The sequence below is a fragment of the Chryseobacterium sp. JV274 genome (assembly GCF_903969135.1).
In the GTDB taxonomy this organism is placed as follows: Bacteria; Bacteroidota; Bacteroidia; order Flavobacteriales; family Weeksellaceae; genus Chryseobacterium.
This window is the reverse complement of the sequence record NZ_LR824569.1, coordinates 2,570,989-2,591,471: the sequence shown is the minus strand read 5'-3', so window position 1 is coordinate 2,591,471 and position 20,483 is coordinate 2,570,989. Positions and strand designations below refer to the sequence as shown.

Genomic DNA, 20,483 nt, shown 5'->3' with positions numbered 1-20,483 from the left:
TTAAAAAAATTATGAGTTACAAATTCATCTATAATTCATAACTCATCATTTATAATTATTTCAATTTTTCATTATTCTGATGCCGGTCTTTATCCCGGTCAGTCTTGATTTTCATTTTTCTGTCAAAAGCGTCCTGTAAATTAACTCCCGTCTGATTAGCCAGGCATAATGTTACAAAAAGTACATCAGCCAGTTCTTCGCCAAGATCTTTTGTTTTATCGCTTTCCTTTTCGCTTTGTTCACCATACCTTCTGGCAATGATTCTCGCTACTTCACCTACTTCTTCTGTCAGCATCGCCATATTCGTAAGCTCATTAAAGTATCTTACGCCAATGGTTTTGATCCATTCATCAACCTGCTGTTGTAACTGGGTAATTTCCATTATTGATAAGCTCCCAGCGTTGGGTTTGTAGTTCTGGATACATTCACAATATCGAAAGGTACTGTTGCTGCAACAGCCGCATTTCCTTTTCCAAGAGCTGGAGAACCTGGTTTTACCCTTAAATTCATTTTAGCCATAAAATAGTTGACAAACTGTGGATCAGTATTCTTGGTTGTTTGTATTACGTTTGGATTATTGTCAAAAGTGAAACCTGCTCCTGTTGCACTGGTATATTTTATTAATGAATTTTGAAGTAAGAATTCAAACTGCTGTCCCGGAGTCTGTTCAAAATGAATAGCATCATCCCTATCAGAATATATGATACTGTTTTTAATATCAAGCAGCTGTAAAGCGCCCTGTTCTGATTGTCCTGCATCATTCTTCCATTCATTGGCTGCAAAAATTCCGCTTCTGTCAAAAGAGCTCATTGTTCTGGAATAATTGGCAATCGTAGCGTGAGTATAGCTGTGTTTTCCTCCTCTGAAAATACCGATACATGATAAACCGCAATTGTTCATCACAAGGTTATTGGCATTCACAGTAGAACCTACCGCATAGATACCGTATTCAAAGAAAGTATGGATGAATGAATTGGTGATAGTAGCATTGGTTTGTCTCATATCAAAACCTCTTGTTCCTCCGAAAAGTCTTGCATGGTTCATCTTGAGCGTAGAATTTGCTTCCATTTTAATAGAATTCCAGTTTTTAGGAATCGTATCATAATAAGGATCATTTCTGTCTCCACGAAGAATAACCTGATCGGTCTGAGTTCCATTGATATTTAAAACAGCTCCGGAAGAAACTTTCATTCCACTGTTTTTGTGGAAGTATACCTTAGTTCCAGGATTTATGTCCAGTGTTACACTTGGGTTGATGGTAAGATTCCCGTAGATGATCTTTGCTTTATTGTTATTCCATGTAGTGGAATTGGTAATTTCATTAGGGTTGCCGGGAGTCTGAATAAAAAATTCAGCATCCTGAACTACAGAAAATAAGGTCACATGCTGCTGTCCTGCAGGCCCTGTGAAAATAACTTTGTCCTCAGCAATCGCTTCTGGTCCGGTAGCTTCAGGGGCAATTTCAACAAAAATATAAAGACTGTCTTTCTTTCTTAAAGGAACATTTTGAAAATCATATCCAGGTTTTCCATCTACATTGATTCTATATAATGAAGAGGCACCTTTCTCAAGATTTACTCTTGGGATCATGATATCCTTATCTTCATTATTATATACTTTTACTACATAGGTTTCTGAACGTACCTGATGATATACCGTATCACAGAATACTGTGTCTCTTGAGAAACTTAGCTGCTGCGTAGGGCTGTCAAACGTAATATCATCCTTATTACATGATACTGCTACAAGTAACATCCAGAAGGAAAAAGCCAGTAATAATTTGAATTTCATTGAAATTAAGGTTTAAGTAAGTTCCAAATTTAACGAAAATACTTTAAATTTCTTACCAATAAAAAAAAATGAATTCAGTATTTGGAATTTTAAAAAAATGTTGTATTTTTGCAACCTAAAATTTAGCAGAGAAATATCCATTACTATTTCGAAAGCAAACTTAATTTTTTTAAAAATAGTATTATGAAAAACGGAATCCACCCAGAAAATTATAGACTTGTTGTTTTCAAAGATATGAGTAACGACGAGGTGTTTCTTTGCAAGTCTACTGCAGAAACAAAAGACACTATCGAGTACGAAGGACAAGAGTATCCACTAATCAAAATGGAAATCTCTTCAACTTCTCACCCTTTCTACACTGGTAAAGTAAAACTAGTTGACACTGCAGGTAGAGTTGATAAGTTCATGAACAAATACAAAAAATTCGCTAAGTAATTTTTGTATACTTAAAAATATAGAAGTCTTCCAATTTTTTGGAAGACTTTTTTTATTGTAAATTTGTTAACCTTGAATTTTAAACTTTAAACCAAAACCTGAATGATGCAGTTAGTATTTTCAGACGCACAATATTGGGAAGATTTTCTTCCGCTTACTTTTACCCGCCCTGTTGCTGCCATGCGATGCGGAATTCTTACATTCTCCGAAAGATGGCAGAAAATCCTTGAAAACACGGAAATTTCCTACTTCACGGAAACGTATCTTCAGGATAAATTTAAAAGTCCGGAGGAAAAAGAAAGTCTCTTTTTAGTTCCGAATTTCATTCCTACAGAAACCGTAATTCAACAGATTAAAGATCTTAAGCTGGGAGAAGCGTTGGTTTATGAAGATGAATTGATCGCCGCTAAAATCAATATGAAAGATTTCTCTCTGAATCAGATTGAAAAAATGACAGACATTAAGGAGGATCTTATTTTCTTTAAAAGACCAAAAGATCTGTTTACCTATAATCATCATGCTATTGATTTTGACTTTGATCTGCTTACCAAAGGAAGAACTTCACAGGAGTTATCTTCAACCAATGGTTTTTTAGGAGATAAAAAAGATCTGTTTATTGAAGAAGGTGCAGAAATTGAATTCTCTACTTTAAATACTAAGACCGGGAAAATTTATATCGGTAAAAATGCTGAAGTGATGGAAGGCTGTCACCTTAGAGGTCCTATTACCCTTGGAGAAGATTCTAAATTTAATCTTGGGGCTAAAATTTACGGAGCAACTACCATTGGTCCACATTGTAAAGTGGGAGGGGAAGCCAATAATATTATCATTTTTGGTTACACCAGTAAAGGACATGAAGGTTTCGTTGGAAACTCTGTAATCGGGGAATGGTGCAATTTCGGTGCTGATACCAATTCTTCCAATCTTAAAAATAATTACAGCCATGTAAAACTGTGGAATTACAGAACAAAAGCTTTTGAAGATACGGGCTTACAGTTTGCTGGTCTGATCATGGGAGATCATTCCAAAACAGCAATTAACACTCAATTGAATACCGGAACGGTGATAGGAGTAGCATCCAATATATTCAAACCTGGTTTTCCACCCAATCTTGTGGAAAACTTTTCATGGGGAGGGTTGAAAGATGATGAAAGATTCAGGCTGGATAAAGTATATGAAGTGGCAGAAAGAGCAATGGCGAGGAGAAAAGTTCCTTTAACAGAAGAAGATAAAGCTATTTTGAAACATATTTTTGATACGTATTAATTCGATTATAATAAAAAACTTCAATTTTTTTTGAAGTTTTTTTATTTTTGATGTAATAGATCTGTAACGGCAATTGTCTTACCTATAAGAAACAAAACTCATGACCCAAGAAACTTTCAAGAATACGGTGTTTATTCTCAAAGACGAGATGTATCGTTTTGCGAAGCGGTTTGTCATGAGCAGTGATGAAGCAGAAGATGTAGTGCAGGATCTCATGATAAAGTTTTGGCAGAAGAGGGATGAACTGGGGCAATTCGGAAATTTTAAATCCTATGCGCTGAAGTCTGTCCGGAACGAATGCCTGAACCGGCTGAAACATCACGATGTCAAGATCGGCTTTGCGGATATGCAGCTTCATCGCTCGGAGCTTTATAGTATGGAAGTTGATAACCTTAAGGAACATATTATAGGATTTATCAATCAGCTCCCCGAAAAACAGAAGATGGTCATCCACTTGAAAGATGTAGAAGAGTATGATGTTTCTGAAATTTCTGAAATGCTGGAAATGGAGGAAAATGCAGTAAGGGTAAACCTGATGCGTGCGAGACAAAAAGTAAAAGAACAAATCTCACAACTGATGAGCTATGAAAAAAGATCAATTACAAGATAAATACAACGAAGTCTTCCGGGATATTAAGGAAGAAAAAATGGACTGGAGTTTTGAAGACTTTCTTCAGACTGCTGAAGGCGCGGAGCCTGAACAGAATGCAACACCTGTTATTCCATTGCAAGAAAAGAAGAAACCCTCCTTTCCTAAATGGTTCTGGATGGCCGCCAGTGTAATGCTGGTCTTAAGTATCGGATTTTTCCTGAATAACAATAATAAGAATGCGCAGGATAAAGAAAAGCTGGTAAAAGATGAAATCTTAAAGCAGAAGTCCGGATTCATTGAAGAAAACAGTGATCACCAGGAACAGGTTGCCATAAATCATACAGATTCTATTTCCGGTGTGAAAAAAGATTCTGTTTTTCAGGATAACCAGGTAGCGGAAAAAGATGTAATGGATGAAATCCTGCCAAAAAGAGGAAGACTTAAAAAGGAAACAAGACCCAGATACGTAAGTAATTCCTCAAACAGTAAAAGTTTAAATGATTCTGCTACAGCATACAATGACTCCTATGTAATTGTAAACGGCAAAAGAATCAGCAGTGAAAAAGAAGCCATAGATGTTGCTAAATATTCCTTTATGAAATTAGGAACTGAGTTTAAAAAAACAGTAGCATCTTCTCAAAAAAATGAAAATCTTGACAGCGAATACTAAAAATCAGAACAATCCCATGAAAAAAATATTTTTTATAATAGCCGTAATGCTAAGCAGCTTTGCAACTTATTCTGCACAGACTGAGAAATTAGACAAGCTTTTTCAGGATTTTGAAAAAAAGGGTAGAGTGACCTCTATCAATATTAAAAAACCGATGTTCAAGCTATTGAATACCATTGATGTTGATGATGCCTATGTCGGAAAAATAAAACCGATTTTGAACGATGTGGATGGGCTTAAAATTTTAATTATTCCTAAAATTACCTTCCCAGATCGTTTAAAAGATGAGAATCTTGCCAATATAAAAATGAACGAGGATAAAACGGCGAGAATAAATGATGCCTTAAAATCATTAAACTTCAACGAGCTGATGTCTATGAGCAGCGATGGAACTTCTATGAAATTTCTGGCTGAAGATGAGAAAGATAACTATCTTGAAAATTTGGTGTTCAATGTTGATTCTAAAGAAGAAAATATTATTTTTATCCTTAATGGAAAAATGAAATTATCTGATGTTAACAAGATTATTAATTCCGGCGAAACAACCACTTCTTCTGTAACAACTTCCGTGAGAAATGATCTTACTTCGGGTAATACATCGTCTTACCTGAATGGAGATAACAGAAATGTGGGTGAATTTTCCAAGATAGATGCCAGCGTAGGAGTAAATGTTACCTATAAACAGGAAAATACAAAAAGTGTAAAAGTTATTGCGGATGCTGATAAGCTTCAATATGTGATCACAAAGGTGGAAAACGGAGTTTTAAAAATATATGTTGACAATAAAGGAGTTCGGAACCTGAGATTTAAAAATCTTAATGTTAATGTTTCTGCACCTAGTATTAACGCTATAAAAACATCATCAGGAAGTGTCTTTACAGCTGTGAATCCGGTTACAGAAAACAGTTTGGCAATTGAAGCAGATTCTGGTTCTATTATTAAAGGAACATTCAATGTAAAAGATGCTACAGCAGTGCAGGTAAGCTCAGGATCTGTACTGGATGTTGATATTAAAACGCCAAAGCTTGCATTGGATACTTCCAGTGGCGCAAGTGTTAGCATATCCGGAGAGGCAGCCTCTGCCGTAATTGATATCAGCAGTGGAGCCTCTTGTAAAGCAGATGATCTTAAGATCGCTACAGCAGTGGTAGAATCTACTTCAGGAGCAAGTCTTTCCTTACTGGTAACAGATAAGCTGAAAGTAAGTGTTTCATCTGGAGCGGCAGTAAAATTGAGAGGAAACCCTGAACTGGATGCCAAAGTAGATAAAATTTCAGGAGGAAGTTTCAGACAAATCAAATAAAAAACTAAACTATGAAGACTCTTAAAAACATTTTCCTAGCTATTCTGACAATAGGTATGCTTCAGTCGTGTATTGTATCAGAAAAGCCGAATATCGATTTTTTTCAAAATTCAAAATATGATTTCAAAGGAGCGCGGTTTGCAAGTATTAATGTACCTATGGCTCTTGCTAAATCGTATATTAAGAAAGCGTTAAGGGAAGAAGGAGAAAGTGAGGAAACAGTCAACCTGGTAAAGAAAGCTTCAAAAATAAAAGTTCTTACCGTAACAAACGGGAGTAAGGAAATGCTGAATGATTATAGCCAATATTTGAGTGATAATCACTACGAAGAATGGGCTACCATTAAGCACGATGGAGATAATGTCAATATAAAGGTAAAACAAGACGGAGAAGCTATTAAAAATATGCTGATCACTGTAGGTTCCAATAGCCAGGATATGGTTTTTGTGGATGTGAAAGGGAACTTTACTCCTGATGATATTTCAAAAATGATTAATTCAGTTTCTGCTAAATAATCCTTGCACTAATCTCAAAACTTTCGCAGCCTGGAAAAACTAATACATTATACATCCATAAAAATAATTTAGGTGAAAATGAAAACCAGGTCAAGTAAGCCTTTTAACAACCAGTTTAATCAGATTTAACAAGTAGTTTCTACATATTCAATTATTTTGTACCGTAACCGTTCTGATAAAAGAACGGTTTTTTCGATTTAAGTTATTGATTATTAAATTTTATTTAAACTATTAAAAAGGATTTTCATATCTCACTAAAATAACCTAATTTTGCAAAGAAAGTAAAGATGTCTATTCATAACAAAATTGTAGAGACAGCCATCACTTTCGATGACGTTCTTCTAGTCCCTTCTTATTCAGAAGTTTTACCTAACCAGGTTTCATTAAAATCAAGACTTACCGACAAAATCACGCTGAATGTTCCGATAGTTTCCGCTGCGATGGACACTGTTACTGAAGCTGATCTGGCTATTGCTTTAGCAAGAGTTGGAGGATTAGGTTTTATCCACAAAAACATGACGATCGATGAGCAGGCAGCTCAGGTAAACCGTGTAAAGCGTTCCGAAAACGGAATGATCTCAGATCCGGTTACATTATCTAAAGATCATACTTTAGGTGAAGCTAGAGATCTTATGTCAAGATATAAGATTTCCGGTCTTCCGGTGGTAGATCCTAATAATGTTCTGATCGGAATTATTACCAACAGAGATGTAAAATATCAGGAAAACCTTGATATGAAAGTGGAAGAGATCATGACCAAAGAAAATCTGATCACTTCAGACAAAGATACCAACCTTGAAAAGGCAAAAGAAATCCTTCTTAAAAACAGAGTTGAAAAACTTCCTATTGTAGATAAAGATAATAAGCTTGTAGGATTAATCACGATCAAGGATATTGATAATCAATTGGAATATCCAAACGCTAATAAAGACCAGAATGGTCGTCTTATCGTAGGAGCAGGAGTAGGAGTAGGAGAAGATACATTGGCAAGAATTGAGGCTTTGGTACAGGCAGGAGTTGATATTGTAGCAATTGATTCAGCTCACGGTCATTCTAAAGGAGTTTTAGATAAAATCTCAGAAATCAGAAAAGCATATCCAAACCTTGATGTTGTAGGTGGAAATATTGTAACTGCAGAAGCTGCTAAAGACCTTATTAAAGCTGGAGCTAACGTACTGAAAGTTGGAGTAGGCCCGGGTTCTATCTGTACAACAAGAGTAGTTGCAGGAGTAGGGGTTCCTCAGTTATCTGCGATCTATAACGTTTACGAATATGCTAAGTCACAAAATGTAACGGTAATTGCTGATGGTGGAATCAAACTTTCAGGAGATATTGTTAAAGCGATTGCAAGTGGAGCAGGAGCAGTAATGCTTGGTTCTCTTTTAGCGGGTACAGATGAAGCACCAGGGGAAGAAATTATTTTCCAGGGAAGAAAATTCAAGTCTTACCAAGGTATGGGAAGTCTTTCTGCTATGAAGAGAGGAGGCAAAGAGAGATATTTCCAAAGTGAAGCTAAAAAATTCGTTCCGGAAGGAATCGAAGGAAGGGTTCCGCATAAAGGAAAATTGGAAGATGTAATTTTCCAGTTGACAGGAGGTCTAAGAGCCGGTATGGGATACTGTGGATCTAAGGATATTGAAACACTGCAAAGAGATTCTAAACTGGTAATGATTACAGGAAGCGGATTGAAAGAATCCCACCCTCATGATGTAATTATTACACAGGAGGCTCCGAATTATTCTTTATAAAATTATAATTGAATTTATATATTAAAAACCGCACAATTAGTGCGGTTTTTTTATTTTGCATTTGTATTTTAACTTATTGATTAATAGTAATTTGCTTTTATATGTTTGGTTTTTAAAATTATATATTTCTCTTTATTCTGTGTATTTTTTTAAGGAAAAATTAAATAAAGTAATAGTAGTTTGAAGTGATGTTAATTTTATTTTCGTTTAAAAATGTAACAATAATGAACTTTTTTCTACTAACTGAAGTGAAATTTAAAATTTTACATTGGTTTTGATGATAAATATTGTTGATTGATATGTGAAATTAATGAATTTTCAACTTGTTTAATTTTTTTAAATTATTGTAATGAAGAAAACTATCCTTTGTGGGGCATTGCTACTATCCCTTTCAATATCAGCACAGCAAAAAAAAGAATGGTGTGACTTTGATAATGAACAGAGAGTACACCAGAAACAGAATGCGGAAATTGATGAAATGGTTCGCAATATGCGTAACAAAATTATTAGCAGTAATCAAAATACTACTGCTAAAGGTGGAAGTGCATACAAAATTGTAAATGGAGTTTATGAAATTCCTGTTGTAGTACACGTAATAGCACCTACAGGAGCTGCTATTGGAACTACTTATAATAAGAGTGATGCACAAATTCAGGCGTGGTTGGATCATTGCAATCAAATGTATGCAGGTACTTATCAGTGGGCTCAGGGAATTCCCGCAGATTTTGGTACTGCAGCTACAATGCCGATTAAATTGGTGTTGGCTAAAAGGGATCCTAACTGTAATGCTACTACAGGTATTGTTAGATATAACGGGGGAGCTCTTACAGGATATGATACTTATGGGGTGAAACGTAGTGGTACAAATGGTGTTACTACAGATCAGATTAAATCAATTGCTCCGCACTGGTCTGAGGCATCTTACTTTAATATTTATATTATGAATAAAGTAGATGGTGGTGGAACATATGGTATTATGGGATGGGCAGGTCTGCCTCAAAATTCTGATGATAACTACGAATCGTTTATGAAATCTTTTGTAGTTACTTTACAGGATGATATTACATTAGCACACGAATTTGGACATAGTATGGGATTACTTCATACATTTGGTAATGCTAACGCTCAACCGCCACAAGGTACTACTTCTACTACCTACTGCCCGGCGATGACTTATAATGATTGTAATAAAGATGATGATCAGGTATGTGATACAGAAAGATCAAGAAGCTTACTGAATGATCCTGCACCTACTAACAATGATATGAATTATTGTACAGGAGCAAACTATCAGGGAGTACAGTATAACATGATGAATTATACCAATCCAATAGCATTTAAGTTTACCAATGGACAGCATGACAGGGCTGCTCTTTACTTCTTTTTAATGAGAGGATCTTTGAGTTCTTCATTAGGAGGAACAGCTCCATCTACTGCTGCTGCGATTGGAACGCCTATTGCTGCAACATGTAATCCCGCAGGTATTACTACAGCAGATGATTATTTTGTAGGACCAACTCTTGTAAAACTGGGAAGTATTAATAATGCAACTACTGGATATTGGCATAATAATGCTAGTTTTTATGAAGACTATACAGGAGCAAGCTGCCTGAAAGCTACATCAACTGAACTTTCATCAACGGGAACACATAACCTTCAGGTAAATGTATCAGGTTCAAATAATGAAATAAGAGTTTGGATTGACTATAATAATAATGGAACGTTTGAAGCTTCTGAACTTGTAGCTTCTGCTGATAATATTATAGCAGATCCAGCTACAGAAATAGGTACTTACAGTACTACAATTACAGCTCCAGCTTCAACGGTATTGAATACTCCATTAAGAATGAGAGTTCTTGTAGATGATGAGAATCCTAACATGACCCCTTGTGGACAATTAATGTACGGACAGGTTGAAGATTATACAGTGAAATTTGTTACTAACTTAGGAACAAACGAAGTGAAAGCTGATAATAGTGATTTGACAGTGTATCCTAACCCGGTAGCAACCGGAGATAAAATCTTCATTAAAGCTAAAAATGGTAAAAACCTGAAAGTTTCTATTTCTGATATGGCAGGAAGATTGGTAGCAAGCCCGTCTGCAACTGAAGAAGGAAATGGTATTTTCAAAGTAGATCAGCAGTTAGGAAAAGGAGTATATATGATTCAGGTTTCTAACGGAAAAGACTCTAAAACTTCAAAATTGATCATCAAATAAATTGATCAAATTTTAAAATAATATAAATGTCTCCATTTCAATGGGGACATTTTTTTATTCAATCCTAATATATTTAAATCTGGGCTTTATGACTTTGTTCAGAAACTGTCCTTTAGATTTTGCCTTTCCGAACTTTTCTATGATATCAGAGGGTACTTTAAAATAGTCATAAACCGCTCCTGACTGATATATAATCCTCAATATTTCAGTACCCGGGAAATAGATGAAATGATGTACAACACTTGAAGGCATGCTACAGTTCATACAATAAATGTTCCTTATCATCAAAAATAAAAAGCTTCCGGTAATTCCGAAAGCTTCAAAGATGTGCTCCTGTAAAATAGTAGTTTATTTTTTCACGAATTTAAATTGATGAGTTTGGAAATTCCTGGTATTTATTTTTAATATATAACCACCTGGAATAAGTTGTGAGACATCAATTTTTGAATCAAACATTTCAGTTTTTACAAGTCGTCCGTCCATATTATAAATTTGGATAGATAATCCGTCATCAATGCCGGAAATACGAATGAAATCTGTCACAGGGTTCGGGAAGATCTGGATTTTATGTTGAGAAAGATCTGAAGTTCCCAATGTTGTGGTCTGTACGTCACCCGTCATGGTGGAATTTACCGCAGTAAGGTTTCCGCCACATTGTCCGTTAGTCATTACTGTATTTTCAACCCAGGTTCCGACGCTGTTGCCTGGTGGTATCGGAACAGAATTGTTTCCTGTTGAATTATAATAAATCAGATAAGGGGTCGTAAAAGTTCCGTTTCCTTCATCACCAAGAAATTCCCATCTTGTAAGAGTGTTGTTCCATTGGATTTTAAATTCACAGGTGCCTAATCCATCACAATCTTGTCCGCCGTCAATAGGGGTCGTCATATAAATATTTTTGTTAAAAGCATCTACTCCGGTTTTGTTAAAAGTATATGTATTCGGCGGGCTGCTAAACAGATTAGGACATCCATTAAACGTTATGGTCTGTGCAAAAGCTGAGCTTCCGGCGAGCAGACATAATAAGTAAAGAATTTTCATAACCGTTAATTTTGTGATGGGAAAACTCCGGCCAATGCAATGATGCATTTCAGCGTGATAAAGGGAGGTCTGTTTTCATGAGGCTGGCTTCCTCCTGTGTTTCCTACCATTGTGCTTTTCATCGTAGTATTGGCCGCTGCGTCGGAATATTCTTTATCGAGAATTTTGGTGTCTGCCGGAAGATTATTTGTTGGTGAATTTTGATTTCCTTCCGCTGTTACGGCATTTACAGTATGATTGTGAGCTGGCATTTGTGTTATCAATAATGTTACACTTTCAGTTCCGCCGGTTTCTCCCATAGTGTAGCTTGTTGGCCCTCCAGGAGCCTGTCCGTTATGAACAAGAACTCTTCCCCTCATATCGGGTAAAGCAAATGTGGTTGTTCCATTTCCTCCATAAGTAGTTCCTAACAATGAAAAAAGTGCTTGATTTTGAGCGATAGGCAGGATCTGCCCATTACATTCTGCCCAGTATTTTGGTGCAAAATTATAAGGTACAAAGGCTATTTGCCCTAAAAATGGTTCTGATGCCTGAGCTTTTAAAGCAGGGGCAAATGCACCGCAGATCAGCAGTGTACATGCAAGAAATAAATTTTTCATGATGACAAGGTTTTAAGTAATATAAAATTAGAAAATATTTCACATATAATCAATTATAAAAATAAAAACCTTTCATTAATTTAATGAAAGGTAGATTTTATTAATGAAATATTAATTTTTTATAGATTTTTTCTCTAATGTTTAAATTGCTCAATAGCCAATGCAGATGATCATTAATTTTTCAGATTATCCTTAAAATCTTCAATTCTGAAATCTGTCAGAGCGTTTCCTTTTTCAATTTTCTCTTTGGAATACAACCTGAAATCATTTTCTGTTTTTTCTAAAAGATAATCGTAAGGCCCTATATGAGAAATTAATTTTACCAGAACCGGAGAGATCTCAAGACAGATGAACAGTCCCATAATAAAAGCTGCTGCCAATCCTATAATCGCTGAATTCTTACCCAGTTCATCCAGTGCCTGAAGTCTTGCTGCAAACCCATTGAATTTGTCCTCAAAAGTCTCTGTAGATTTTCTTTCTGTTTCCAGATTCGTATATACCTTGGATATTTCTTTGTCTAAATATTCCAGTCTGGGAGCAGCTTGTTTTTGATAATTCTCAAGATCCTGTCTGCGTTGCACTTTTAATTCCTGTTTACGTTTAGCATTCGGTCCGTAACCCTCTTTTCCACTGGTTAGACCCGATTGTTTTCCCAGAATTTCTTTTTCAAGTTCTACTGAAGCAGAATCATAGGATTTCTGATACTGTGCTATTTTTCCTGAAATCTGCTGTTTTTCGGTTTCAAAAGGGCCGCTCTGTTGAAGAATCCTTCCATTCATTTCACCCTGAAGCTGCTTTTTATTCCTTTGAATGATGGTATTCAACTGTTTATTTACCTCTTTCTCAAAAATTTTAAGCTCTAATGGTTTAGAAATAATAATCCCTAAAAATGTGGCTAGGATAAGACGGGGAATAGCCATCAGAATCTGATTCCACCATGTTCCTGTTTTTTTAATGGAAGAAACGATATAACGGTCAAGATTAAAAATCATCAATCCCCAAAGAATTCCAAATCCTACAGCTGCCCAAATGTTGTCAAAAACGGTATACATCGCGTAGCCTGCAGATAAAGTGGCAAATACTGCAGTGAAAAGTACAATCCCTCCAATCCCTGAAAATTTATTCCATTCACTCGGAGTCTTTCTTAAGATATGGATGTTCCCGCCGGAACACACCATCAGAAACTTTTGGAACCAGTTTATTTTATGAGTCCCTTGATTTATAGTTTGTTGGTTTGTTTTCATAACTGAAAATTTATACAAAGGTAATACTAAAAATCATACCAATGTAAAAGATAGTATTATGTTTTACCAAGTAATTGAATGTGTTTTCGTAAAAAACTGTTTTTAAGACGATTAAATTTACTTTTTTGAAATTTTCAAGGAGAAGATCAAGATCACTTCAATCTATCAGGATTCTGTTTCAAAAAACTATCCCATCCGGAATATGATTTGGTATCTGCTATTGTTCCGGAATTAAAATGATGACATACGGCAACGGCAAGCCCGTCAGAGGCATCCAGGTATTTGGTAGGGAATTCTTTTAAATTAAGAAGATTCTGAAGCATCCCTGCCACCTGTTCTTTACTGGCGTTTCCGTTTCCGGTGATGGCCATTTTAATTTTTTTCGGAGAATATTCGGTGATAGGGATATTTCTGTAAAGGCTGGCAGCCATGGCAACTCCCTGTGCACGGCCAAGTTTAAGCATACTCTGTACGTTTTTTCCAAAGAAAGGAGCTTCAAGAGCAACTTCATCAGGATGAAACTCATCGATGAGAGACAGCGTTCTTTCAAAAATATATTTGAGCTTTGTTTCGTGGTTGGGATATTTTTTTAAGATCAGTTCATGGATAGAAACCATCTCCATTTTTCCTTTTTTTACGGAGATAATGCCAAACCCCATCACAGCTGTTCCCGGGTCAATACCTAAAATTATTTTCTCTGAAATCATTGCCCCAAAGATAGGACTTTCTGTGTTTTAAGCTGAAAAAAGTATTTGCAATGATTTTCGTTCATATTTAAAACTTTAGTAACTTTAAACAAAAATGATTATGAAAAATGTATTTAATGTACTCATTGTTCCTGTTTTTCTGTTCTGCAGCTTTCAGAAAGAAAATGGATTAACTCAAAAAAGGCAATCGCTTTCAGAAACTGTGGCAAGAAAAGGCGATAGGATTATTTATTTGTTTTTCAAGGCAGATAAAGATCAGTCAGGAAATGCAAAAATTACCCTGCAAAGTTCTAAAATTACAGATGGCAGGTTGAAACACACCCCTTATTTTGAAAGAAATGGAGTGGATAAGGGAGATCTTATCATCACATTAACAGAGTCTGGTGGGAAAGAAGTTGCCAAACAGCTTGTAAAAGATCCTTTTAATCCTGAATTGGAAGTGTATGAAAAAGAAGGTATTTCCCGACATAAAGCTTCCCTTCAAAGCGCGGAATTCAGTGCCCGTTTTTCCTATTCTGAAAATGTTCAGACTATAAAGATTGAAAAGGCAACTGATGATGGAGCACAACTATTATTCACACAAAAACTATAATTATGGAAAAAGTTTTATTATCCCTTTTAATAGGAAGCAGCTGTTTTGCCCAGTCATTTGAGACTGTTCCTCTTTTACAGAACGGAGACAACAGTAAGCGGGTTGTGATTGCTGTGTTAGGAGACGGGTTTACCGCTGCACAGCAGGCTGCTTTCACAACATCAGCTCAGAATACGGTCAACTATCTTTTTACAAAAAGTCCCTATACAGAATATAAAAATTATTTTAATGCCTATGCGGTAAAAGTGATTTCTACAGAATCAGGAGTGAAGCACCCGGGAACTGCCACAGATGTTACTGAACCCGTAATTCCTGTAACCAATCCTAATAACTATCTTGGTTCTACCTTCGATGTTGGAGTTCACAGATGTATATACAGTAATACAACCAATAAGGTAGGGCAGGTTTTGGCGGCCAATATCCCGGATTATGATATCACCTATGTATTGGGTAATTCTACGGAATACGGAGGTTGTGGAGGTACCTATGCCTTTGCTTCCTTAAATGGTTCTTCTAATGAAATTGTGGTACATGAGCTAGGACATTCCTTTGGTAAATTAGCTGATGAATATTGGTTTTCAGGTACATTGGAATCCGCAAATAAAACCCAAAACTCCAATCCTGCGACGATCAAATGGAAAAATTGGGTAGGATTAAACGGGGTAGGTGTCTATGCTCATGCTGAAAGCCCAACCTGGTTCCGTCCGCATCAGAGTTGTGAGATGAGATATCTTAACCAGCAGTTTTGCTCCGTATGCAAAGAAGCAATTATCGAAAAAATCCATAGTTTAGTGTCTCCTGTAGATTCCTATACACCGGCAAATAACACTTCAGTAGATGCCACATCAAATGTTACTTTCACGGTCACTGAAATTCTTCCTATTCCTAATACATTGGTCAACACCTGGACATTAAATGGAACAGCTTTGGGGGCTACAGGAAATAGTGTTACCATTACTCCCGGACAACTTAACAATGGAAATAATACTTTGACATTTTCGGTCGTAGATAATAACCCGCTTTTAAAAGTTGATAATCACAGCACCCTTCATGTTACCAATGTTTCCTGGACTCTGAGTAAATCAACTCTTAAACTTTCAGAAGTAAAAGCTGAAGAAAGACGTTTCAGTATTTATCCGAATCCTACAGATGGTGAATTTTTCATTAAAGGAAAACAGGATTTTTCAAAAGATGTAAAAATAGAAATCTATGATACTTCCGGAAAATTGATTCCATCCAGATTTGAATTCAAAGATGCCGGGATAAGAATTGATATTAAAAACTTTCCGGCAGGTGCTTATCTGCTGAATGTAAAAGAAAACAAAAATCTGATTCTCTCTCAGAAAATCATAAAAGAATAAATTTGAACTTAACCGGCTCCTGCAGCCGGTTTTATTTTTCCAGTTTTTTTTCTGCTATAGGCACCCATTGTCCATCGTGGCGGAGAAGTATTATTTTATCAACTAAGAATTTAGTTTTATAATCCTTTGTTTCATATTTTTCCCAGGCTTTAAGATAATTTTCCCAACTCAGATCTCTGTAGCCTACAGTCATATGTGGGCTAAAAGAATAAGGGACAAAATTAAAATACTCTTTTACCCTATGATAAAGCTCAGTTAAATGAATATTTGCTTTTGGCTGAATATAGAGTACAGGATTTTTAGGATTAGGAAAGCTTCCAAAGCCATCCAGTTCTACTTCAAAAGGGTTGATTTCCGTATTGATCTTCTGAAAAGCAATATGAATATCGTCCTCCATTTCAATTTCTCTGGAAAAGGGAGGGAATAGTGTAATATGGGCTTCATTTTTCAAAGCCTTGGAATTGGCATAATTCATTACCAGATCTCTTTTAAAGGCTTTTATTTCTTCAATAATCTCCTGAGGAGGATAAATGGCTATGAAGTACATTTTTTTCATAAGACAAATTAAAAGTTTTTACATTAAATTTATATACATAAGAAAATTATGCATATGTTTGCAATGTATAAATCATTCTATGAAAAAGAATAGTCTTTATAAAGGTACCCTGCAGAATATTATTTTGAAGCTTCTTTCAAAAGAAATCAAAATGTACGGATATCAGATTACTCAAAGGGCAAAAGAACTCACGGAAGGTGAGCTTGAAATGACGGAAGGAGCACTTTATCCATTATTGCACAAACTGGAGGGTGACGGAATGATTATTTCTGAAATTCAGAAAATCAACGGAAGAGACCGTAAATATTATCTGCTGACTGAAAAAGGGAAAAAACAACAGGAAGAAAAAGAGACTGAGATGAAAAGCTACTTATTAAACCTACAAACCATATTCAATTTATGATAACGGAGGAACAGGAAAATAAAATTACAGATTATCTGGTAGCTCAACAGCTCTCATTGGATATTCTGGTAGAAATCAGAGACCATATGATCAGCCAGATTTCAGATCTTCAGTATAAAGAGAATATCAGTTTCGAGGAAGCTTTCTTACAGATAAAAGAATCCTGGAGTGGAGAATTTAAATTAGTTAACTATCTGCTATTCTATCCAACGACAATCCCTTTGATTGCCAAAAAGATTATACAGGAAAAATATGCCGGACTTTTCAGAAAATCTTTAATAATAGGATTGCTGGCTTTAGGAATTAATTTATTGCTGATTTTTACAGCACAAAACCAGGAAGTTTATAATATATTTTTTAAACTGCTTAACGGATCATTTTTATTGGGATCAGTATTGATATTGGTTTTTAATTATAAGATCTGGAAATACCTGAAAGCAGATTTCAAATACAAGGAAAAAAGCCTTTATACAATGTATCAGCAGAATATAGGATTATTGGTTGTTTGTGCTTCTTCAATGGTACAGATTGTAATGAAGAACGGGACTTATGCTTATCAGTTTTTCAGAGAACACAATCATTCTGAAGTTGCTCTGACCTTAATTACATTGATCTTCCCTTTCATATTGCAGACGGCACTTGTTTTTGCTGTATTCAATTTTATGGAACACAAAAAGAATTTAGTGAAAATGCAGGAATTCCTTAAACCCGCATAAATAGCACGTTATTCAACTAGTGTTGTGATCTTAGCTGCGTAAGAGTGTTCTCAAGATGATCTGTAATCTTTTTTACTTCAATATGAGGTCTGAAGATAACTCCTTTTCCCTTTTCTTCATCGGCAATATTAGAAAGGATGATTACTGAAGTTTTGGTGTCGGGATAATAGATATTTAATGAAGGGGAACCTTTTATATAACCGCTGTGGAAATAAGAATTGGGTTGGCCAATATTAAGCATGATGCCGTAAGCGTAGCCCATCTTTCCAAAGATTGCATGACGTCTTTCTGCGCTTTTTGCCATGAATAGCTTCTGCGTTTCTGGTTTTAAAATTTTCCCACCATACAAAGCATTGTTCCATGAATGAAGATCCTGAATAGTGGATAATATTCCACCAGCCGGAGTTCCTATTTCCTGTCCGCCTAATCTTTTCGGCATATTGGGAACTTCCTGAAATCTAGCAGGTGTACCGAGATAAGCACTGGCAAAGTTATTTCCTTTAAAAGTATCTCCGGTTGAAGAATGGTTCATTCCTGCTTTTTGAAAAAGTTCCTGAACGTTTTCAGCATATGATCTTCCGGAAACTTTTTCCACAATCTTTCCAAGGGTATTGAATCCGTCGTTGGAATAGAAGAAGTCAGAACCGCTTTTAAACATAAGCTTTCCTCCCACCATATTTAACCCTGAAGTATGGTTCAATAGCTGATGAATTGTAATGTTTTCATATTCTTTGATCTGGAATTCCTTTAAATATTTTGAAACTTTATCTGTCACGTTCAGTTTTCCCTGTTCCATTTGAAGTAATACCAAAACAGCGGTAAACTGCTTGCTTACAGAACCTATGGCAAAAATGGTATTACTGTCAATTTTAGTTTTCTTTTTAAAATCAGAATATCCGTTTTCTCTTCTGTAAAGGGATATGGTGTCTTTAAAAACAGCAATACTTCCATTGAAATGGTACTTTTTGAAAGCAGAATCAATCTGTTGTTCTAAAAGTGTTTTCTGAAAAGCGGCAACAGTAGAATCGATAATGGCTTTTTTATCAACAGGAGAAGCCTTTGGAGCCTCAGTTGTTGTACAGGAAAATAAAAAACAGAATAGAGTCAGGAATACTAAATTTTTGATCACAGGTGTTGTATTTTTATATGATGGTTGTTACCCTTAAAGATACTAAAATATCCAGGAGCATTTAGGGATGCAAATTGCGTGCTAGGACGGGATTTGGATCAATTTAATATTAAATTTAATAATTCTTTAGCAGGTATTTTTAATACATTTGATATAGAAATGTATCACAAAGTATGAATGAACACTTGAAAAATGATTCAGCAAACATCGGATACCTGCTGAATATCATCAAAGAACAGGGGACGGATTATCTGAACTCTATTGAAGACAGATCAACATCGGTAATCAATAACAATCTAAACACTCTATTGGAAAAACAGGAACTCCCGGAATCAGGATTAGGAGCAGAAGAGGCTTTGCGGATTTTCAACGAAAAATTTGAACCGATCATGGTGGGTTCCGGAGGGCCCCGATACTGGGGATTTGTGACGGGAGGTGCTACACCGGCATCGGTAGCTGGTGACTGGCTGGCGACGGTTTATGATCAGAATACCCAGTCTGTAAAAGGACAGGGAGATATTTCCGCAACCATAGAAATGGAAACCGTACAGCTTTTGCTAAAACTTCTTAAGCTTCCGGAAAGTTTCTTTTGTGGTTTTGTATCAGGAGCTACAATGTCTAATTTTACCTGTTTGGCTGTGGGCCGTCAATGGCTGGGAAAAGAGCAGGGAAGAGATATTGCGAAAGAAGGCATTTCGGGAACAGTAAAGATACTCACAGCGACTCCTCACTCTTCTTCTATAAAATCATTGTCATTATTAGGACTGGGAAGCGCCAATATTATTAAGATTAAAACGGAAGAAGGAAACCGGGAAGCCATCCATATCAAGGATCTGGAAGAAAATATTCTAAAGCTTTATGGGGAGCCATTTATATTGATTTCAAGTGGAGGAACAGTAAATACGGTGGATTTTGATGATTTCAAAGCGATCAGCAAATTAAAAGAAAAATACAATTTCTGGTGGCACATCGATGCCGCTTTTGGTGGTTTTGCAGCTTGTTCGGAAACCCATCATCATCTTGTGGAAGGTTGGGAATATGCCGACAGTATCACAGTAGATTGTCACAAATGGCTGAATGTACCTTATGAAAGTGCCGTATTTTTCATTAAAGAGCAATATAAAATTTTACAGATAGAAACTTTTCAGAATTCAAATGCCCCTTATCTGGGAGATCCGTTGGATAATTTCAACTATTTAAATTTCCTTCCTGAAAACTCAAGAAGATTAAAGGCGCTTCCTGCATGGTTCTCTCTTATGGCTTATGGTAAAAAGGGGTATCAGGAGATTGTGGATAAGAATATATCATGGGCGAAACAGTTTGGACAGCTGATTGAAAACAGTCATGATTTTAAACTGCTGGCTCCGGTAAGACTGAACACAGTTTGCTTTACATTGAAAGATGATGCAAAGCAGGATGCGGTAGGACGATTTCTTGAAAAGCTAAATAATACAGGAAAAGTCTTTATGACCCCTACTTTTTATAATCAGCATAAAGGAGTAAGAGCTGCTTTTGTAAACTGGATGACTAGTGAAAACGATATCAGACAGGTATTTGATCTGATGAATGAAATCATTACTGAAATACAATAATCTAT

At 35.9% G+C, this 20,483-nt stretch carries 22 protein-coding genes; 13 read left to right on the top strand and 9 right to left on the bottom strand.

Annotation, left to right across the window (positions count from 1 at the left end; genetic code table 11):
• Window positions 1-55 precede the first annotated feature (55 nt).
• Window positions 56-382 (bottom strand): nucleotide pyrophosphohydrolase, encoded by a 327-nt coding sequence (locus CHRYMOREF3P_RS12035; protein ID WP_047385875.1) that lies wholly within the window; start codon window positions 380-382, stop codon window positions 56-58.
• The gene (locus CHRYMOREF3P_RS12030) at window positions 382-1,791 is read right to left on the bottom strand and encodes a hypothetical protein (protein ID WP_180564718.1); all 1,410 of its coding nucleotides are present in this window, start codon (window positions 1,789-1,791) and stop codon (window positions 382-384) included. Before CHRYMOREF3P_RS12030 ends, CHRYMOREF3P_RS12035 begins: the two co-directional genes overlap by 1 nt.
• Window positions 1,792-1,974: 183 nt before the next feature.
• Here CHRYMOREF3P_RS12030 and CHRYMOREF3P_RS12025 point away from each other — a divergent pair, with 183 nt between their 5' ends.
• The 8 genes from CHRYMOREF3P_RS12025 to CHRYMOREF3P_RS11990 all read left to right on the top strand — a co-directional run bounded on the left by CHRYMOREF3P_RS12025 (window position 1,975) and on the right by CHRYMOREF3P_RS11990 (window position 10,538).
• Window positions 1,975-2,226: a type B 50S ribosomal protein L31 gene (locus CHRYMOREF3P_RS12025; RefSeq protein ID WP_002976190.1), complete on the top strand. Its 252-nt coding sequence runs from the start codon at window positions 1,975-1,977 to the stop codon at window positions 2,224-2,226.
• Window positions 2,227-2,331: 105 nt separating this feature from the next.
• A complete protein-coding gene (locus tag CHRYMOREF3P_RS12020; RefSeq protein ID WP_180565778.1) occupies window positions 2,332-3,492 on the top strand; it encodes a GlmU family protein in 1,161 nt (386 codons plus the stop codon).
• A 100-nt stretch (window positions 3,493-3,592) separates the two neighbouring features.
• Window positions 3,593-4,102: an RNA polymerase sigma factor gene (locus CHRYMOREF3P_RS12015; protein ID WP_047385893.1), complete on the top strand. Its 510-nt coding sequence runs from the start codon at window positions 3,593-3,595 to the stop codon at window positions 4,100-4,102.
• Window positions 4,077-4,754 carry a hypothetical protein gene (locus CHRYMOREF3P_RS12010; RefSeq protein ID WP_077418770.1) on the top strand — a complete coding sequence of 226 codons (678 nt, stop codon included), beginning with the start codon at window positions 4,077-4,079 and terminating at the stop codon, window positions 4,752-4,754. Before CHRYMOREF3P_RS12015 ends, CHRYMOREF3P_RS12010 begins: the two co-directional genes overlap by 26 nt.
• A 16-nt stretch (window positions 4,755-4,770) precedes the next feature.
• Window positions 4,771-6,057, top strand: coding sequence for a DUF4252 domain-containing protein (locus CHRYMOREF3P_RS12005; RefSeq protein ID WP_228408896.1), 1,287 nt, complete (start codon window positions 4,771-4,773; stop codon window positions 6,055-6,057).
• An 11-nt stretch (window positions 6,058-6,068) separates the two neighbouring features.
• A complete protein-coding gene (locus CHRYMOREF3P_RS12000) occupies window positions 6,069-6,572 on the top strand; it encodes a DUF4252 domain-containing protein (RefSeq protein WP_077418771.1) in 504 nt (167 codons plus the stop codon).
• Between the two features lie 287 nt (window positions 6,573-6,859).
• Window positions 6,860-8,320 carry an IMP dehydrogenase gene (gene guaB / locus CHRYMOREF3P_RS11995; RefSeq protein ID WP_077418772.1) on the top strand — a complete coding sequence of 487 codons (1,461 nt, stop codon included), beginning with the start codon at window positions 6,860-6,862 and terminating at the stop codon, window positions 8,318-8,320.
• 349 nt (window positions 8,321-8,669) lie between these two features.
• Window positions 8,670-10,538 carry a GEVED domain-containing protein gene (locus tag CHRYMOREF3P_RS11990; protein ID WP_180564717.1) on the top strand — a complete coding sequence of 623 codons (1,869 nt, stop codon included), beginning with the start codon at window positions 8,670-8,672 and terminating at the stop codon, window positions 10,536-10,538.
• A 54-nt stretch (window positions 10,539-10,592) separates the two neighbouring features.
• Here the strand turns inward: CHRYMOREF3P_RS11990 and CHRYMOREF3P_RS11985 are convergent, their stop codons facing one another.
• From CHRYMOREF3P_RS11985 to ruvC, 5 genes are all read right to left on the bottom strand, one after another.
• Window positions 10,593-10,790, bottom strand: a complete 198-nt coding sequence (locus CHRYMOREF3P_RS11985) for a KTSC domain-containing protein (RefSeq protein WP_180565777.1) — start codon at window positions 10,788-10,790, stop codon at window positions 10,593-10,595.
• Between the two features lie 96 nt (window positions 10,791-10,886).
• Window positions 10,887-11,579, bottom strand: coding sequence for a T9SS type A sorting domain-containing protein (locus tag CHRYMOREF3P_RS11980; protein WP_077418775.1), 693 nt, complete (start codon window positions 11,577-11,579; stop codon window positions 10,887-10,889).
• Between the two features lie 5 nt (window positions 11,580-11,584).
• Window positions 11,585-12,178 (bottom strand): phage tail protein, encoded by a 594-nt coding sequence (locus CHRYMOREF3P_RS11975; protein WP_180564716.1) that lies wholly within the window; start codon window positions 12,176-12,178, stop codon window positions 11,585-11,587.
• Between the two features lie 173 nt (window positions 12,179-12,351).
• Window positions 12,352-13,422 carry a DUF4407 domain-containing protein gene (locus CHRYMOREF3P_RS11970; RefSeq protein ID WP_180564715.1) on the bottom strand — a complete coding sequence of 357 codons (1,071 nt, stop codon included), beginning with the start codon at window positions 13,420-13,422 and terminating at the stop codon, window positions 12,352-12,354.
• A 152-nt stretch (window positions 13,423-13,574) separates the two neighbouring features.
• The gene (gene ruvC / locus CHRYMOREF3P_RS11965) at window positions 13,575-14,129 is read right to left on the bottom strand and encodes a crossover junction endodeoxyribonuclease RuvC (protein WP_077418778.1); all 555 of its coding nucleotides are present in this window, start codon (window positions 14,127-14,129) and stop codon (window positions 13,575-13,577) included.
• A 100-nt stretch (window positions 14,130-14,229) separates the two neighbouring features.
• Between ruvC and CHRYMOREF3P_RS11960 the strand changes: the two genes are divergently transcribed.
• Together CHRYMOREF3P_RS11960 and CHRYMOREF3P_RS11955 are read left to right on the top strand one after the other, a co-directional pair.
• Window positions 14,230-14,721: a hypothetical protein gene (locus tag CHRYMOREF3P_RS11960; protein ID WP_139348585.1), complete on the top strand. Its 492-nt coding sequence runs from the start codon at window positions 14,230-14,232 to the stop codon at window positions 14,719-14,721.
• A 2-nt stretch (window positions 14,722-14,723) separates the two neighbouring features.
• The gene (locus tag CHRYMOREF3P_RS11955) at window positions 14,724-16,082 is read left to right on the top strand and encodes a M64 family metallopeptidase (protein WP_180564714.1); all 1,359 of its coding nucleotides are present in this window, start codon (window positions 14,724-14,726) and stop codon (window positions 16,080-16,082) included.
• A 31-nt stretch (window positions 16,083-16,113) separates the two neighbouring features.
• Here the strand turns inward: CHRYMOREF3P_RS11955 and CHRYMOREF3P_RS11950 are convergent, their stop codons facing one another.
• Window positions 16,114-16,638, bottom strand: coding sequence for a 2'-5' RNA ligase family protein (locus CHRYMOREF3P_RS11950; protein WP_180564713.1), 525 nt, complete (start codon window positions 16,636-16,638; stop codon window positions 16,114-16,116).
• Window positions 16,639-16,717: 79 nt separating this feature from the next.
• Between CHRYMOREF3P_RS11950 and CHRYMOREF3P_RS11945 the strand changes: the two genes are divergently transcribed.
• The gene (locus CHRYMOREF3P_RS11945) at window positions 16,718-17,041 is read left to right on the top strand and encodes a PadR family transcriptional regulator (RefSeq protein WP_047385914.1); all 324 of its coding nucleotides are present in this window, start codon (window positions 16,718-16,720) and stop codon (window positions 17,039-17,041) included.
• The gene (locus CHRYMOREF3P_RS11940; protein ID WP_077418782.1) at window positions 17,038-17,757 is read left to right on the top strand and encodes a hypothetical protein; all 720 of its coding nucleotides are present in this window, start codon (window positions 17,038-17,040) and stop codon (window positions 17,755-17,757) included. The genes CHRYMOREF3P_RS11945 and CHRYMOREF3P_RS11940 overlap by 4 nt, the downstream gene beginning before the upstream one ends.
• Window positions 17,758-17,773: 16 nt before the next feature.
• On the opposite strand, the gene CHRYMOREF3P_RS11935 is transcribed toward CHRYMOREF3P_RS11940, so the two are convergent.
• Complete coding sequence (locus CHRYMOREF3P_RS11935) at window positions 17,774-18,886, bottom strand: serine hydrolase domain-containing protein (protein ID WP_077418783.1); 1,113 nt, start codon at window positions 18,884-18,886, stop codon at window positions 17,774-17,776.
• 173 nt (window positions 18,887-19,059) lie between these two features.
• Here CHRYMOREF3P_RS11935 and CHRYMOREF3P_RS11930 point away from each other — a divergent pair, with 173 nt between their 5' ends.
• The gene (locus CHRYMOREF3P_RS11930) at window positions 19,060-20,478 is read left to right on the top strand and encodes a pyridoxal phosphate-dependent decarboxylase family protein (RefSeq protein WP_180564712.1); all 1,419 of its coding nucleotides are present in this window, start codon (window positions 19,060-19,062) and stop codon (window positions 20,476-20,478) included.
• Window positions 20,479-20,483: the final 5 nt, after the last annotated feature.